At 60.0% G+C, this 13,183-nt stretch carries 13 protein-coding genes and 1 tRNA gene; 6 read left to right on the top strand and 8 right to left on the bottom strand.

The genetic code is table 11. From position 1 onward, the window contains the following. Window positions 1–23: 23 nt before the first annotated feature. The 4 genes from FEF26_RS05695 to FEF26_RS05710 all read right to left on the bottom strand — a co-directional run bounded on the left by FEF26_RS05695 (window position 24) and on the right by FEF26_RS05710 (window position 3,317). Window positions 24–1,574: a DHA2 family efflux MFS transporter permease subunit gene (locus FEF26_RS05695; RefSeq protein WP_243730436.1), complete on the bottom strand. Its 1,551-nt coding sequence runs from the start codon at window positions 1,572–1,574 to the stop codon at window positions 24–26. Window positions 1,575–1,682: 108 nt separating this feature from the next. Further along, window positions 1,683–1,755, bottom strand: a tRNA-Thr gene (locus FEF26_RS05700). 73 nt (window positions 1,756–1,828) lie between these two features. Further along, a complete protein-coding gene (locus tag FEF26_RS05705) occupies window positions 1,829–2,263 on the bottom strand; it encodes a hypothetical protein (RefSeq protein ID WP_138252573.1) in 435 nt (144 codons plus the stop codon). 127 nt (window positions 2,264–2,390) lie between these two features. Beyond that, window positions 2,391–3,317, bottom strand: a complete 927-nt coding sequence (locus tag FEF26_RS05710; RefSeq protein ID WP_138252574.1) for a DsbA family protein — start codon at window positions 3,315–3,317, stop codon at window positions 2,391–2,393. A 118-nt stretch (window positions 3,318–3,435) separates the two neighbouring features. Here FEF26_RS05710 and FEF26_RS05715 point away from each other — a divergent pair, with 118 nt between their 5' ends. The 3 genes from FEF26_RS05715 to FEF26_RS05725 all read left to right on the top strand — a co-directional run bounded on the left by FEF26_RS05715 (window position 3,436) and on the right by FEF26_RS05725 (window position 7,224). Continuing rightward, entirely contained in the window at window positions 3,436–4,947 is a 1,512-nt protein-coding gene (locus FEF26_RS05715; RefSeq protein WP_138252575.1) for an alpha,alpha-trehalose-phosphate synthase (UDP-forming), read from the top strand. A gap of 117 nt (window positions 4,948–5,064) precedes the next feature. Further along, complete coding sequence (gene otsB, locus FEF26_RS05720; RefSeq protein WP_166432928.1) at window positions 5,065–5,841, top strand: trehalose-phosphatase; 777 nt, start codon at window positions 5,065–5,067, stop codon at window positions 5,839–5,841. Window positions 5,842–5,898: 57 nt separating this feature from the next. Then, on the top strand, window positions 5,899–7,224 hold the full coding sequence (locus FEF26_RS05725) for a DUF4032 domain-containing protein (RefSeq protein ID WP_138252577.1): 1,326 nt from the start codon (window positions 5,899–5,901) through the stop codon (window positions 7,222–7,224). A 13-nt stretch (window positions 7,225–7,237) separates the two neighbouring features. On the opposite strand, the gene ctlX is transcribed toward FEF26_RS05725, so the two are convergent. Further along, window positions 7,238–8,188, bottom strand: a complete 951-nt coding sequence (gene ctlX / locus FEF26_RS05730; protein ID WP_138252578.1) for a citrulline utilization hydrolase CtlX — start codon at window positions 8,186–8,188, stop codon at window positions 7,238–7,240. Between the two features lie 2 nt (window positions 8,189–8,190). Then, window positions 8,191–9,219 (bottom strand): ornithine cyclodeaminase, encoded by a 1,029-nt coding sequence (locus FEF26_RS05735; RefSeq protein WP_208012847.1) that lies wholly within the window; start codon window positions 9,217–9,219, stop codon window positions 8,191–8,193. 132 nt (window positions 9,220–9,351) lie between these two features. Between FEF26_RS05735 and FEF26_RS05740 the strand changes: the two genes are divergently transcribed. Beyond that, window positions 9,352–9,783 carry an Lrp/AsnC family transcriptional regulator gene (locus FEF26_RS05740; protein ID WP_138252580.1) on the top strand — a complete coding sequence of 144 codons (432 nt, stop codon included), beginning with the start codon at window positions 9,352–9,354 and terminating at the stop codon, window positions 9,781–9,783. 26 nt (window positions 9,784–9,809) lie between these two features. On the opposite strand, the gene FEF26_RS05745 is transcribed toward FEF26_RS05740, so the two are convergent. After that, a complete protein-coding gene (locus FEF26_RS05745) occupies window positions 9,810–10,595 on the bottom strand; it encodes an IclR family transcriptional regulator (protein ID WP_138252581.1) in 786 nt (261 codons plus the stop codon). A 69-nt stretch (window positions 10,596–10,664) separates the two neighbouring features. Here FEF26_RS05745 and aceB point away from each other — a divergent pair, with 69 nt between their 5' ends. After that, the gene (gene aceB, locus FEF26_RS05750) at window positions 10,665–12,269 is read left to right on the top strand and encodes a malate synthase A (RefSeq protein ID WP_138252582.1); all 1,605 of its coding nucleotides are present in this window, start codon (window positions 10,665–10,667) and stop codon (window positions 12,267–12,269) included. 8 nt (window positions 12,270–12,277) lie between these two features. On the opposite strand, the gene FEF26_RS05755 is transcribed toward aceB, so the two are convergent. After that, on the bottom strand, window positions 12,278–12,928 hold the full coding sequence (locus FEF26_RS05755; RefSeq protein ID WP_138252583.1) for a hypothetical protein: 651 nt from the start codon (window positions 12,926–12,928) through the stop codon (window positions 12,278–12,280). 67 nt (window positions 12,929–12,995) lie between these two features. On the opposite strand from FEF26_RS05755, the gene FEF26_RS15895 reads away from it, so the two are divergent. Continuing rightward, on the top strand, window positions 12,996–13,183 hold a 188-nt coding region (locus tag FEF26_RS15895; RefSeq protein WP_208012848.1), incomplete at its 3' end, for a hypothetical protein.

Below are 13,183 nucleotides of genomic sequence, written 5' to 3' on the forward strand. Positions count from 1 at the left end.
CTGACTCGCTAGCGCTTGGGCCCTTACTTGGCCGCGATTTTCTGTGCTTCTGACGGGGCTGCGGTGTTCTCTTCAGCGGGGGTGGCACGCAGGGTCATGCCGAGCAGCAGTGTTCCGATACTCAAGACGGCAGCCGAGCGGAATGCTAGGCGGAAGCCGTCCAACGCTGCCTGATCGGGAGCTGCTCCCTGGGCGGCAGACATCGCAGCGCCAATGCCGACCAATGCCACCAAGGCGGCGGTACCAATAGCTGCCGCCAATTGCTGAAGCGTATTGAGCACAGCGGAGCCGTGGGAATACAGCGGCTGCGGCAACGGGTTCATAGCGGTCGTGAAAGCCGGGGTGAACAACAGAGCCAAACCACCGGAGAGCACCAGGTGTAGGGCCAACACCATCCACAGTTCGGTCTCCGGTCGCAGCAGGCTCATACCGAACAGGGCAAGGATCAGGATCGACGCCCCGGGGATCACCAGCGGCTTCGGGCCGACGCGGTCGTAGATTCGGCCGACGAAGGGCGCCATCAGGGCCATCAGCAGGCCTCCGGGCAGCATGAGCAGGCCAGTGGCCAGTGTGTCCAGCCCGCGGACTGACTGGAGGAACAGCGGCAGCAGAATAAGGGCCCCGAAAAGGGCGACCATCATCATCAGCATCATCATCAGACTGCGGGTGAACATGGTGTATTTGAAGGGCTTCAGGCTCAGCAGCGCCGACTCTGTCCGCTGCAGGCGCACCTGCAGCAGGACGAATGCAGCCAAGCAGATGATGCCTACGAGGAGCACTGCAATGGCCACGGGATCCACTCCAGGGCCTTCGGCTGCAGCTTCGACGTCCTCTGTGCCGTGTCCGCCGCCGATCTGGCTAATGCCGTAGACCAGACCACCGAAACCGGGAACCGCCAGCAGCAGCGATGGAACGCTGATGCGCTTACCCACTACACCGGGGTCGGTGTTCAACCTGGGCCGGCCTAGGAACAGTGCGATGAATGCGATCGGCAGGATAGTCAAGAACAGCCACCGCCATTCCGCGAAGTGCAGGATAAAGCCGGACAGCGCAGGGCCGGTTGCCGGGGCCACTGAGATCACGATGGCGATGTTGCCCATCACCACGCCGCGGCGCCGCAGCGGCACCAGGGTCAGCACGGTGGTCATCAGCAGAGGCAACATGATGGCAGTGCCTGCAGCCTGAACAACTCGACCTGCTACCAGGAAGCTGAACCCCGGGGCGGCAGCGCTCAGCGCCGTACCGGAGATGAACAGGATCATGGCCGCAGTGAAGACGCTTCGGAGGCTGAAGCGGCCGATAATGAACCCAGTGGTGGGGATGACCACGGCAAGTGTGAGCATGAAGGCCGTTGTGAGCCACTGGACAGTAGTCTCAGCGACCTGGAATTGCTCCATGAGCGGGGTCAGCGCCACATTCATGATGGTCTCATTGAGAATCATGACGAACGCAGCCACCAAAAGCGCACCGATTGTGAGCTTGTCCGCAGTCGGCATCCGACTGCTGTCTGTCACCAATGGGCTGCTATCAGCAGCGGATTTTTTGGGCGCACCGGCCCCTGACGTGGATTCCACGAAATACTCCTTGAGGCACGGAACGCGCAGTGCCCATCATCAGATCAAGAGTCAGTGGGGAAAAGCCCCACGGAGGAGTGGCCTAGCAGGTACCCACTCCAGGCTCCGAGCCTCCTCCCGGGTTCGAACCGAGGACCTACTGTTTACAAGACAGTTGCTCTACCAGCTGAGCTAAGGAGGCATGGGCTGCAGCCATAGGGCGCAGCGCCGACACAGTAGTCTAACGCCGACTCAGCCATTCTGACCAACTGGCATCATAGGCGCGCCGCGGCGCCGTGCTGTCGTGAATCCACCAGACGCCCTGCACCCCAGCCTGTGAGCCGCTCCAGGGGTCCGCGCCCGACCAGAAGAGTCCACGCCGTGCAGGAGACCAACAAGCCGACCGTCAGTCCTGGATTTTCGACACTGATCTCTTCGATGTAGGTGGCCCACCCGTTGCTGCCTGAGTCTTCGAAGGAGTCGACGAAACCTTTCTCTCCAAAGTCTCCTTCCGGATAGCACGAGATGAAGTCGTCGCTACGTTCGAGACCGCGTAGACGACGCGGAAGAACGTGGGAATGACCGCCACCGAGGCGGCCCACAGTTCCAAAGTGAGCCCGATGAGGAAGATCATCAGGCCGCGGCCGATCAGTCTCAGACGCAGGGGGGGTGAGCTCAGCGCCGGCGGGTATGCGTGAGCGTCCGGTCATCAGCGCTATGGATATGCCAGCCAGGAGCGCAAAGAGGATTGAGGAACGACCTGAGGCGATTTCCGGGCACGTCGTCGGGTCAGCTCATGAAAGAGGCCATCACCGCATGATCGGAGGCCGCGGCAGACTACTCGTCTTCGGCGGCGTCGTCCTCTTCAATATCTTCATCTTCGACGTCTTCCACGTCGTCCTCAACCTCGTCGACCACCTGTTCGCCCGTCTCATCCTGGTACTCCTGGACGGCGGAGAGGATCACCTCGCCGGTGTTCCCAATATCCTCGACCTGATCATCGTCAACAAAGATGGATGGAGTGGCTGTGACACTGTTCGCGCTGGCCATGCCGGTGGTGTAGCTGACGAATGCACGGTAAGTGCCGTCCTCCACACACTCAGAGATATCGACGCCGTAGTCGTTCTCGGCGCGAGCGGAGAGCTCCTCATTGGAGTACTCCGCGCCCTGTGCGCGCTCAGCGGTCACTGCACCGAGGAAGGAGAGGTAGTTCTCAGGGTGCTCTTCTGCCATGCAGGCGAACGCGTTTGCGGCGCGCGCTGAGTACGCCATGGGCTGGAACTGTACTGAGCGGTACTCCAGGGTGATCGCACCTGCGTCAACCCACTCAGTGAGCATCTGGTGGTACGCAGCTTCGAAACTGCCGCAGCCCGGGCAGGCGGCATCGGTGTAGATCACTACATGTGGCGGCTCGCCCTCTTCACGAGGCTCGACGCCGACTGGCAAATCCCCTGGCGACTCGGCAGCTGGGACATCTCCTAGATTCTCCGAGTCGACAGTGCCGATATCCTCACCCTCAACAAGCTCAGAGGACGAGGTCAGGACGAAACCACCCTGTTCATTGGCTGCGGCGGGCGCCGGCCCCTCGGTGTAGCTTTCATTGTCACCCCGGTTGACCACCCAGAGGGTCAAGCCCACTATGACAGCGACGGCCACGACCACGACACCGAGACGCAGCAGTAGGGACTGCATTTTCTGCTTGCGTTCCTGCTCCTGCTGAAGTTTGCGGGCTTGCTCGCGCGCACTAGCGCCATTTCTTGCCATAGGGGGACTCCGTTGAGACGCGGTCTAAAGACGTAAGGACAATAGGTTCCAGGATACCGCGTGTGTCGAACCGGCCGGGGTAGGCTAAAACAAAGAACCGATAAGGGACGGATGCGCGATGACAGAGACTCCCGAGAAGGACGATCACCGGACCGGATACGACTTTGTGGTGGTCGCCAACCGCCTAGCCGTCAACCGGGTCACCTCCAGTGATGGCTCCACAGGCTGGCAACGTTCACCCGGTGGCCTAGTGACCGCTCTGGCACCGATCATGTCCAGCTCAGGCGGCGCCTGGGTCGGCTGGCACGGAGCGGCCGATGAAACCCTGGAGCCGTTCGACCACGACAGCATGCACCTTCACCCGGTGCCGCTGAGCGAGCAGGAGGTCGAGGACTTCTACGAGGGCTTCTCCAACGGCACGCTGTGGCCGCTGTACCACGATGTGATCGCCCGCCCCCTGTTTCACCGCCACTGGTGGGATGCCTATAAGCGCGTCAACCAGCGGTTCGCCGAGGCTGCCGCAGTTGTCGCCGCTGAGAATGCCACCGTCTGGGTGCAGGACTACCAACTGCAGTTGGTGCCGCAGATGCTCCGGGACATCCGCCCGGATGTGAAGATCGGCTTCTTCAACCACATACCGTTCCCGCCGCCGGGACTTTTTGCGCAACTGCCCTGGCGCCATTCGGTGATGAAAGGCCTGCTCGGAGCGGACCTGATCGGTTTTCAGCGCGAGTCCGACGCCAAAAACTTTCAGCGCGCTGTCCGCGCAAGGTTGGGCTTCTACATCAAATCGGACCGGGTCTATGTCCCATTGGATGCCGACGCTGCCGCACCCCTGGAAGGCTTCACCGCAGATCCTGCCCGCGGGACCGCCCCCCGGCAGCTGTCAGCTCCGGCGGAGGGAACCTACCGGGGCTCCGAGGCCACAGCCTTCCCCATCTCGATCGACACCGACCGGATCGTGGAGCTCTCCAACGACCCCAAGATCATTGCCCGGGCTGCGCAGATTCGCGCCGAGCTCGGCAACCCAGAGACTATCTTCCTCGGCGTGGACCGGTTGGACTACACCAAGGGCATCCGCCACCGTATGAAGGCCTATGAGGAGCTCCTGCAACAGGGCAAGCTTCAGGTCGGCACGCACACCATGGTGCAGATTGCCTCACCTTCCCGTGAGGGTGTGGAGTCTTACCAGCGGCTGCGTGATGAGATTGAGCTGGCAGTGGGCCGGATCAATGGCGAGTTCGACACCATGGGTCACACCGCCATCCGATATCTGCACCACTCCTACCCCATTGAGGAGATGGTGGCGCTCTACCTGGCAGCTGACGTCATGCTCGTCACCGCATTGCGGGACGGTATGAACCTCGTCGCCAAAGAGTATGTGGCAGCGCGCAAGGACGGCTCCGGGGTCCTGGTGCTGAGCGAATTCACCGGTGCCGCCGACCAACTGCGGCAGGCGCTGCTGATCAATCCCCATGACATCGACGAGCTCAAAGCTGCCATTGTTCAGGCCGCCGTATTGGACCGGGAGGATGTGCGCAAGCGCATGCGCTCCCTGCGCCGCCAGGTGGTCAGCCACAATGTGCAGCGGTGGGCTGAAGAGTTCATGCACCGCCTCCACCAGCTGTAGAACCACCTCAGCTGACCGCTCAGTGGCTGATTCTGCCGCTGAATTCTAAAATCTTGATCCGTTGTAGCGGTGAATTGGGCCACTAGACCGGGAACGACGACGTGAATGGAGACTGACATGCCCCTTGCCCCTGATCTGGATGCCGCGCTCAGGGAGTTCTCTGGCCGGGATTCTCTGCTGGTGTGCCTGGACTTCGACGGCTGTGTAGCAGAGCTGGTGGCGGATGCTGATTCGGCGCGCCCCATTCCGGCCAACGCTCAGGCCATAAATCGGCTGGCTGAGCTGCGTGGAGTGACACTTGCCTACGTCTCCGGGCGGCCCCTTGATACGCTGCGCAGCCTTGCCGAACCACCCACGGATGCTCTGCTCTTCGGCTCCCACGGCGCGGAGCGGTGGCTGGGTCCTGATTCACCAGGGCTGGAGCTCAACAACGACCAGGCTGCAGGACGCCGGGAGGTGCTGCGCTCCCTTGAAGCGGTCGCAGCTGAGCATGACGGGGCTTGGGTGGAGCATAAGCCAGCCGGTGGAGCCATTCATGTGCGCCACATTCCAGACCTGGCATACGGAGAAGAAGTGCTGGATGAAGCGCGCAGTGCACTCGCCATGGTCGACCAGGCACATGTCAAAGAGGGCAAGCAGATCGTCGAAGCCGTCGTAGTCCAGTCCTCCAAAGGCGAAGCGATTGAGGAACTGCGTGAGCTGAGCTCACCAGAGGCGGTGTTTTTTGCGGGCGATGATGTCACCGACGAACATGGTTTTGCGGTTCTTCGCGCCGGCGATGTGGGCGTCAAAGTCGGACCGGGCGAGACCAAGGCGGGCTTTCGCATCAGTGAACCCAGTGCCTTGGCTGAGGTGCTGAACCGCATCGCTGAGCTGAGAGAACAGGCTGCCTAGTTGCGGCCGAGGGTGAGACTCTCCACACCCTGAGGACTTGCACCTAGACTTTGAGCTATGAATCCCGTCTCCGGCCTGAGCCTTACGGCTTCAGGCACTATCCCTCAAGAACTGCTGGACCTCCCGTGGCACCTTCCACTGGCCAAGTGGCCGGCCGATGTCTTGGCAGCACTGCCGCGGGGCATTTCCCGGCATATAGTCCGCTTCGCCTATCTCGGCGGTTCGGTCATCGCCATCAAGGAGACCTCGGAGCGCGCAGCTCGGCATGAGTACCGCATGCTGCGCCAGTTGGGCCGGCTGGGAGCGCCCTGCGTGAAGCCCGTGGCAGAGGTGACAGGACGTGCCGATGAGCAGGGGGAGCCGCTGTCCCCCGCACTGGTGACTCGGCACCTGCGCTTCTCTCTGCCCTACCGGGCGGTGTTCAACCAGATGATGCGCAAAGACACCCTGCAACGGCTCATCGACGCGCAGGCGCTACTGATGGTTGAACTGCATCTTCTGGGTTTCTACTGGGGGGATGTCTCATTGTCCAACACCCTGTTCCGTCGAGATGCCGGTAACTTCAAGGCTTATCTAGTGGACGCTGAAACTGGTGAGCTCCATCCGAAACTTTCAGCCGGGCAGCGTGAATACGATCTGGAGATTGCCCAGATCAACATCGCAGGTGAGCTGATGGACCTTATGGAGGGCGGGTTTGTTGACGAAGATGTCGACGCCATTGCCACCAGTATTCAGTTCATCGACTCCTACCGAGGCCTGTGGCAGGAACTTACTGGAGACACAGCGTTCAACCCCGACCAGCAGTGGCTCATGGAGGAACGCATCCGGCGGCTCAACGAGCTTGGGTTCGACGTCGAGGAGTATGACATTCGTTCTGCTCGGGACGACGGCCACCTGTTGCTTCGGCCAAAAGTGGTGGACCCGGGGCATCATCAACGCCGACTCATGGGGCTGACAGGTTTGGATGTCCAGGAAAACCAGGCACGCAGGCTCCTTGGCGCGATCGATGCGTATCGAGCGGCTACAGATCCTCACGGAGATGAAGCCGTTGCTGCACATATGTGGACCCAGAACGTGTTCCAGCCGATGATCGGCAAGATCCCACGGGACTTGCGGAACAAGCTGGAGCCTGCAGAGATCATGCACCAGCTGTTGGACTACCGCTGGCAACTCTCCGAACGTGAAGGCCGGGACGTTCCCTTGGAGGAAGCGCTTCCCACCTTTATTGACGAAGAGCTGCGTGGATACCGTGATGAAGCGGTCCTGATGGTGAACCCTCCCACTGATGTGATGAAGCAGATGGAACTGGGCGGCAGTCCATCAGCTACCGAAGACGACGACGATTCAGCTCATGACGAGGACGCCTCCGCCTGGTACTCGTAACATCGGCGGCTTCTCACCTCCGTGTCGGCAGATGAACCCCGGCGAGCATGCAGCGGACCGAGCCCCCAGAAGCTTCGATGGTTGAGACATCTGCGGTCAGGATGCGGGATGTTCGCCTGATGGCCTCAATTTGGGCAGGCCGCAATGCACCGTAGGCGGTGGTGGACATCACCAGAACTGGCCCTGCGTGTCCGGTCAGCTGAAGGACGTTGCCCGCAAAATGCCTGACCTGTGTTTCGGTGAGCTCGATGACCGCGTCGCTTGAGGCGCGCAGCAGGGTGAGCACCCGATCACGGTCTTCCCCGTCAGGGATCAGCCCGCTGCCAATCACAGAGACCGTTTCGCCTACGCTCATCATCACATTGGTGTGGTAGATCGGCGTACCGGACGAGTCCACCGCGTCGAACAGGACTGGTTGAAGCCCAAGGACAGCGCAGTAGCATTGAAAGAGTCCTGGCGTCAGACGGTGCGAGCGGCAACCGTAGGCCAGCTTGTTCCTGTGATCGATGACCACCGACCCGGTACCTTCGAGAAATTCTCCTTGGTTCTCAGCCTCGCTGAGATCCAAGACATCGCTGATCTCGAAAAGGAGACCCAGCAGCTCCACGACGTCGGGCCTGCGTTCGTATCTGCGGTTGGGCGCGAACATCGGGCATAGGACCACGCGACCGTCCGGGTGGGTAGTAAACCAATTGTTCGGAAAGACACTGTCTGGGCTGAGTCCTGCCTCATCCTCCACCAGCGAAACTCCGATACCTTCAGCGGTCAGCGCTTCAGCCAATTGCGTGCTTTCCGCATATGCCCGCCGCGCAGCCTGGGCTCCAGTCAGGCCGAGTCCGCGTTGAAAAGCGTTGTCGGCTGCAGTATCCGGGTTGACCGAGAAGTGGTGAGGCCGCACCATCACCACATGAGAAGGCGCTTGCAAGGGAGCCACACTGGGGTTGGCCAGCAGTTGAGGGCTCATGACTAGCCCACCGGCTTCATGGAATTGACCAGCGAGAACAGATCCTTCGGGTCTTCAGGATCAGCGACGAGGTCAATATGGCTCTGCAGGTCCGTACCAGCAGTGGCATCGCGAAGACAGCGCAGCGCTGAGAAGTCAGCAATGGCAAACCCAACTGAGTCGAAGATGGTGACCTCGTCCGGAGAGAGCCGTCCTTCCTCAGTGCCAGTCAGGACTTGCCAAAACTCTTTGACCGGGAAATCCGGTGCCATTTGCTGGATTTCTCCCTCGATCCGGGTCTGCTCGGGGTACTCCACGAACACACTTCCGCGCGTCAGGATCTCAGGATCGAGCTCCGTCTTGCCCGGGCAGTCCCCGCCTACAGCGTTGATATGAATCCCGTTCTGCACCTGGTCATTTCGGAGGATCGTGTTGCGGGCTTTATCTGCTGTGCAGGTCGTCACCACATCAGCGCCCACAAGCGCTTCATCGATCGAGTCGGCGGCAAAGATGTTGAAGCCAAGAGGCTGAAGATTCCGGCGCAGCTTCTCAACAGCAGCGTAATCCACATCGAAGACCCGCAAATGATCAATCCCCATCACCGCACGGAAGGCTAGGGCTTGGAACTCTGCTTGAGATCCCGCTCCAATCATCGCCATCACAGCCGAATCAGGGCGTGCGAGTCGACGAGCAACCATCGCTGAGGTTGCCGCCGTTCGCAGCGCGGTAAGAAGAGTCATCTCTGCCAAGAAAGTGGGATAGCCGTTGTCGACCTCGGCGAGCATGCCGAATGCGGTGACAGTTTGGAAACCTCGAGCTGGGTTTGAGGGGTGCCCATTGACGTACTTAAAGGCGTACTCCTGATTATCCGAGGTCGGCATCAGTTCGATCACCCCGAAAGGCGTGTGACTGGCTACCCGCGGAATCTTGTCAAACGCCTCCCACCGGGAGAAGTCAGCCTCAAGGTACTTCACCATAGTGGTCATAATGTGTTCCACACCGTCACTGTGAATCCACCGGGTCATGTTCTTGACGTCCACGAACTGGGTCATTGCAGGCTCCATCCTTGGCGATTTGGGGTATACAACCAGCGTAAGGATTTCGATGTGCAAAGGTAATGCCCAAAACGAGCAATTTTTGAGAATACGGTAGCCAGAGTGTCACAACTGATTTAGCATCATGACATGAAGAGGCTCACAGACCTGGATCGGGCACTGATTTCTGAGTTACGGCGCGATGGGCGAGCACCAGTGTCGACTCTTGCGGATCGTCTCGGTGTTTCACGCGCCACTGTCACCAAGAGAATCGACCGGCTCACCGCCGAGGGGGTCATTGTCGGGTTCAGTGTGCGCATACGGGACCCCCGGGAGATCTCCGAAATACGAGCCATCAGTCTTATCGAGCTCTTCGGCCGGGCAACGAGCCAAGTGATTGCCGAGCTGCGCGGCTACCCCGAGATCACTGCACTGCACACCACCAACGGGGCGTGGGACATGGTGGCCGAAATTTCCTGTCAGGACCTCCAGGAGTTCGACGCCCTGTTAAGCCGATTGCGCGGGGTGAAGGGCATCATGAATTCTGAGACGAGTCTGCTGCTGAGTTCTGTTGTCAGGTGAAGCCAGCAGGCGGCGTCGTTATCAGGTCACTGGCGGGCGAGCTTGCGGCCGATCTCTGTGGCAGTTCTATTCATCAACGGCACCGCGTGCCTGACGAAGGCATCGTCCATCCGCGCGGTCGGGCCCGAGACTGAAAGGCCCATGCGAGTTGGACCGTGTGGAATAGAGACGGCGAGACAGCGGACGCCGAGCTCCTGCTCCTCATCATCAAGTGCGTACCTCTGCCGTGAGATGGTCGGCAGCTGGTCGACTAGCGCCTGGGGCTTGGTGAGCGTCTTGGACGTCATGGATGGCATACCTGTGGAGGCCAGCACTTCCCGCACCCGCTGCTCATCCATGGTCGCGAGCATCGCTTTGCCCACTCCGGTTGAATGCATGTACGCCCTGCGCCCCACTTCGGTGAACATTCGCATCGAATGCGGCGAGGGCACTTGCGCAATGTAGACCACCATCTCGGATTCCATGGCCGCCATGTTCACACTTTCACCGAGTTCGGAGACCAATGACTGCATCTGCGGGATCGCCAATCCACCTAACTGACGTGTTGCACTTTCACCGAGTGGGACGAGGTTGGCACCCAGGGCGTATCTCTTGTCTGGAAGCTGGTGGACCACCCCCAACGCCATCAAAGTGTGCAGAAGACGGTGCACTGTGGGCCCAGCCAGCCCGGAGGCCTCCTTGAGTTGGCCGGCTGTGGCGCTGCCGTCGAACTGAACGAGGTCATCGAGCAGCCCGAAAGCACGCTCAATCACTTGGACCCGCTGAGGCTGCCGGGAAGGCCCTAAGTCCGTATCGCGGACTGCATCTTTCATAGTGTGGATTCTATGGCATAGAAATAGGGGTAGTGGAACCGATGTCACTTTGACCCCTAAGGAGCAACCATGGCTATCACCGTCAACTCCCCCTACGAGGTCGATGGCACCGACCTCATCGTCACCGAGGAGGCTCTTCAGTTCGTGGAGGAGCTGCATGCCAGGTTCGCCACCACTCGAGCAGACCTGCTGAAAAAGCGCGCGGTCGCGCAAGAAGAGGCTGCCCAGACTGGCACCATGGACTTTCCCGCCGAGACTGCTCAGGTGCGCAGTGGCGATTGGGTGGTCGCTGAGCAGCCGGAGAGCCTCGCGGATCGCCGTGTAGAGATCACTGGGCCACCGGTCCCTGCGAAGATGGCGATCAATGCATTGAACTCTGGCGCTAAGGTGTGGTTGGCCTGTTTGGAGGATGCTCTTTCACCTTCCTGGCGAAATCTCATCGACGGCCAGAAGAACCTCTACGAGGCTGCACGTGGAACACTCGCGTTCACCTCGGCAGAAGGCAAAGAATATTCATTGCGAGAGGATGTGCCACTGCCAGTGGTTGTCGTTCGCCCCCGCGGCTGGCACCTGCCGGAGAAGAATATTGCCGTTGACGGCGAGCGAGCCATCGGCGCACTCGTTGATTTTGGGCTTCACTTCTTCCATAACGCCAAAGTGCTGAGTGAGAAGGGGACAGGGCCCTTCTACTATCTTCCGAAGCTGGAGCATTACTTGGAGGCACGGCTCTGGAATGACATCTTTACCTTTGCCGAGGAGCGGCTGGGCATAGCCCACGGAACGGTCCGGGCGACGGTGCTGATTGAGACGATCCCAGCCGCGTTCCAAATGGACGAGATCCTGTACGAACTGCGTGATCACGCTTCTGGTCTGAATGCGGGCCGCTGGGACTACCTCTTCAGCATCATCAAGTACTTCCGCGCGTCAGGGTCTGACTTTGTTCTGCCTGACCGCGCGCAGGTGTCCATGACCCAACCCTTCATGCGCAGCTACACCGAACTTCTGGTCAAGACCTGTCACCGCCGCGGCGCCTTCGCCATGGGTGGGATGGCCGCCTTTATCCCGAATCGGAGGGAACCCGAGGTGACGGCCCGTGCCATAGAAAAGGTCCGGGATGATAAGTCCCGTGAGGCTCAGGATGGGTTTGACGGATCCTGGGTCGCTCACCCCGATCTTGTTGAGCTGTGCTCTGAAGAGTTCAGCAAGGAGCTCGGCGACAAAGCGAACCAGATTGATCGACAGCGCGATGACGTTGATGTCTCCGCTGAGGATCTTCTCAATATTGGCGCTGCCCAGGGCGATGTCACCGAACATGGCGTCCGAATGAACCTGTATGTGGCCGTGTACTACACCGCGGTGTGGCTCTCTGGGAATGGTGCTGTGGCAATTCACAACCTGATGGAGGACGCCGCAACGGCCGAAATTTCACGATCGCAGGTGTGGCAGCAGATTCACAATGGGACCGTCACCGCCGATACTGAGGTGCCCATTACCACTGAGCTGGTGGAGAAGCTGCTGGGCGAAGAGGTGGATCGGCTGCGCGAGGAGATTAATGACCCGGAGGCGTTCGGCAAGTATTTTGAGCCGGCGGCTGACATCGTCAAGGAGCTGGTGCTGACCACGGACTCCTACGAGGATTACCTGACTACTCCGGCCTACGAAATTCTGCGTTGATGCAGGCCTTATAGGCCTTCGTCTGTGAAGAGGCGCTCGTCAGGGTCGGTGAGCGCCTCTTCCAGCAGTGCACGATTGCTTTTCAATGCCTGGAGGTCTTTCTTCACCACTTGATCGCGCGTCCTGGCAACCGCCTCAGCGACGAGGTTGATCTGGGCCTTAAATTCATCCGCGTGCCTTGGCTTCGCTGAATCTGGGAGCTCCAGAAACAGGTCGAGAGTCCGGGGGAGATGGCGCGAGATGGTGTGGAATACCGCATCTTGCTGCTCTGGAACACGTTCCAGTGTCTCCCACCGACTGACGATCTCTTGGAGGCCCACTACTGTCATCCTCAGCTGGCCGTGGCAGGAGGGCGGAAGCTGCTGGGACTTCGTACGCACCGTCGTTTCGATCTCACGGAGCCTTTGTCTGAGAGATTCCTGTTGGGTGGTCAGCTCTTCCGTTTTTCGCTGGAGACTGAGCTCCCTGCCGAACAGCATGCCGTAGGTGCCTCCCGCGGCGGCACCACCCACCACTGCTCCTGCCGCGAGAGCCCATGGGTTGGGCAGCATCAGGAGGAGAAGCACCGCGAAACCGATGATGAATGCGAGCGCAGAGGCGGTGTACTTCAGGTTCTTCTGCTGGCGCCTATGCTCGGGCGTGGGGCCTTCAAGAGTCACCCCATAAGCTTATCCCTGAAACGTGGGCACCAGCTTGGCGCCCACCACAGAGGAGGCAACAGAGACGATGAATACGAAAACTGCGGGCCAGATCGCCCGGCGGATCTTTTTGTGGGCGATGATCGTCTCGTTCTGTTTGGCAGCAGGCGCTGGCATTTTGGTGCTGTTGGGGCTCAGCTTCGATGAAACTGTCAACGACGGTCGAAAACTGGACACTTATCGACGTTTGAAAACTGAACACTTTTGGTTGGTTAC

This window comes from Nesterenkonia salmonea (genome assembly GCF_005771525.1).
In the GTDB taxonomy this organism is placed as follows: Bacteria; Actinomycetota; Actinomycetes; order Actinomycetales; family Micrococcaceae; genus Nesterenkonia; species Nesterenkonia salmonea.

Bases quoted from the DNA above. Each gene is read 5' to 3' on its own strand.
- FEF26_RS05705 (WP_138252573.1), bottom strand. From the start codon at position 2,263: ATGACCGGACGCTCACGCATACCCGCCGGCGCTGAGCTCACCCCCCCT.
- FEF26_RS05710 (WP_138252574.1), bottom strand. From the start codon at position 3,317: ATGGCAAGAAATGGCGCTAGTGCGCGCGAGCAAGCCCGCAAACTTCAG.
- FEF26_RS05715 (WP_138252575.1), top strand. From the start codon at position 3,436: ATGACAGAGACTCCCGAGAAGGACGATCACCGGACCGGATACGACTTT.
- otsB (WP_166432928.1), top strand. From the start codon at position 5,065: ATGCCCCTTGCCCCTGATCTGGATGCCGCGCTCAGGGAGTTCTCTGGC.
- FEF26_RS05725 (WP_138252577.1), top strand. From the start codon at position 5,899: ATGAATCCCGTCTCCGGCCTGAGCCTTACGGCTTCAGGCACTATCCCT.
- ctlX (WP_138252578.1), bottom strand. From the start codon at position 8,188: ATGAGCCCTCAACTGCTGGCCAACCCCAGTGTGGCTCCCTTGCAAGCG.
- FEF26_RS05735 (WP_208012847.1), bottom strand. From the start codon at position 9,219: ATGACCCAGTTCGTGGACGTCAAGAACATGACCCGGTGGATTCACAGT.
- FEF26_RS05740 (WP_138252580.1), top strand. From the start codon at position 9,352: ATGAAGAGGCTCACAGACCTGGATCGGGCACTGATTTCTGAGTTACGG.
- FEF26_RS05745 (WP_138252581.1), bottom strand. From the start codon at position 10,595: ATGAAAGATGCAGTCCGCGATACGGACTTAGGGCCTTCCCGGCAGCCT.
- aceB (WP_138252582.1), top strand. From the start codon at position 10,665: ATGGCTATCACCGTCAACTCCCCCTACGAGGTCGATGGCACCGACCTC.